Below are 2,504 nucleotides of genomic sequence, written 5' to 3'. Positions count from 1 at the left end.
ACTACAGTCGTGACTGCGTGCCTTTTGAAGAATGAGCCTGCGAGTTAGCGGTGTGTAGCGAGGTTAACCCGTGTGGGGAAGCCGTAGCGAAAGCGAGTCCGAATAGGGCGATTGAGTTGCACGCTCTAGACCCGAAGCGGAGTGATCTAGCCATGGGCAGGTTGAAGCGGAGGTAAGACTTCGTGGAGGACCGAACCCACCAGGGTTGAAAACCTGGGGGATGACCTGTGGTTAGGGGTGAAAGGCCAATCAAACTCCGTGATAGCTGGTTCTCCCCGAAATGCATTTAGGTGCAGCGTCGTGTGTTTCTTGCCGGAGGTAGAGCACTGGATAGGCGATGGGCCCTACCGGGTTACTGACCTTAGCCAAACTCCGAATGCCGGTAAGTGAGAGCACGGCAGTGAGACTGTGGGGGATAAGCTCCATGGTCGAGAGGGAAACAGCCCAGAGCATCGACTAAGGCCCCTAAGCGTACGCTAAGTGGGAAAGGATGTGGAGTCGCAGAGACAACCAGGAGGTTGGCTTAGAAGCAGCCACCCTTGAAAGAGTGCGTAATAGCTCACTGGTCAAGTGATTCCGCGCCGACAATGTAGCGGGGCTCAAGCGTACCGCCGAAGTCGTGTCATTCCAGCACATACCCCCAACGGGGGCTGGGATGGGTAGGGGAGCGTCGTGTGCCGGGTGAAGCAGCAGCGGAAGCTAGTTGTGGACGGTTCACGAGTGAGAATGCAGGCATGAGTAGCGATACACACGTGAGAAACGTGTGCGCCGATTGACTAAGGGTTCCTGGGTCAAGCTGATCTGCCCAGGGTAAGTCGGGACCTAAGGCGAGGCCGACAGGCGTAGTCGATGGACAACCGGTTGATATTCCGGTACCCGCTTTGAAACGCCCAGTACTGAATCAGGCGATGCTAAGTCCGTGAAGCCGGCCCGATCTCTTCGGAGTTGAGGGAAGTGGTGGAGCCGATGAACCAGACTTGTAGTAGGTAAGCGATGGGGTGACGCAGGAAGGTAGTCCAACCCGGGCGGTGGTAGTTCCCGGGGTAAGGGTGTAGGCCGTGTGATAGGCAAATCCGTCACACATTAAGGCTGAGACCTGATGCCGAGCCGATTGTGGTGAAGTGGATGATCCTATGCTGTCGAGAAAAGCCTCTAGCGAGTTTCATGGCGGCCCGTACCCTAAACCGACTCAGGTGGTCAGGTAGAGAATACCGAGGCGTTCGGGTGAACTATGGTTAAGGAACTCGGCAAAATGCCCCCGTAACTTCGGGAGAAGGGGGGCCATCACTGGTGATCCGATTTACTCGGTGAGCTGGGGGTGGCCGCAGAGACCAGCGAGAAGCGACTGTTTACTAAAAACACAGGTCCGTGCGAAGCCGTAAGGCGATGTATACGGACTGACGCCTGCCCGGTGCTGGAACGTTAAGGGGACCGGTTAGTGCACTTTCGGGTGTGCGAAGCTGAGAACTTAAGCGCCAGTAAACGGCGGTGGTAACTATAACCATCCTAAGGTAGCGAAATTCCTTGTCGGGTAAGTTCCGACCTGCACGAATGGCGTAACGACTTCTCGACTGTCTCAACCATAGGCCCGGTGAAATTGCACTACGAGTAAAGATGCTCGTTTCGCGCAGCAGGACGGAAAGACCCCGGGACCTTTACTATAGTTTGATATTGGTGTTCGGTTCGGCTTGTGTAGGATAGGTGGGAGACTTTGAAGCAGCCACGCCAGTGGTTGTGGAGTCGCCGTTGAAATACCACTCTGGTCGTGCTGGATGTCTAACCTGGGTCCGTGATCCGGATCAGGGACAGTGTCTGATGGGTAGTTTAACTGGGGCGGTTGCCTCCTAAAGAGTAACGGAGGCGCCCAAAGGTTCCCTCAGCCTGGTTGGCAATCAGGTGTTGAGTGTAAGTGCACAAGGGAGCTTGACTGTGAGACCGACGGGTCGAGCAGGGACGAAAGTCGGGACTAGTGATCCGGCAGTGGCTTGTGGAAGCGCTGTCGCTCAACGGATAAAAGGTACCCCGGGGATAACAGGCTGATCTTCCCCAAGAGTCCATATCGACGGGATGGTTTGGCACCTCGATGTCGGCTCGTCGCATCCTGGGGCTGGAGTCGGTCCCAAGGGTTGGGCTGTTCGCCCATTAAAGCGGTACGCGAGCTGGGTTTAGAACGTCGTGAGACAGTTCGGTCCCTATCCGCTGTGCGCGTAGGAATATTGAGAAGGGCTGTCCCTAGTACGAGAGGACCGGGACGGACGAACCTCTGGTGTGCCAGTTGTCCTGCCAAGGGCATGGCTGGTTGGCTACGTTCGGAAAGGATAACCGCTGAAAGCATCTAAGCGGGAAGCCTGCTTCGAGATGAGTATTCCCACCCCCTTTGAGGGGTTAAGGCTCCCAGTAGACGACTGGGTTGATAGGCCAGATGTGGAAGCCCGGTAACGGGTGGAGCTGACTGGTACTAATAGGCCGAGGGCTTGTCCTCAGTTGCTCGCGTCCACTGTGTT

Annotated in this window: 1 rRNA gene (running past one end of the window); it reads left to right on the top strand. The window is 56.1% G+C overall.

From position 1 onward, the window contains the following. Positions 1 to 2,482, top strand: a 23S ribosomal RNA gene (locus ACWGO0_RS37160) (it extends 147 nt beyond the left edge of the window). Positions 2,483 to 2,504 lie beyond the last annotated feature (22 nt).

The sequence above is a fragment of the Streptomyces sp. NPDC055749 genome (assembly GCF_053617235.1).
This window is presented reverse-complemented; position numbering and strand designations above follow the sequence as displayed.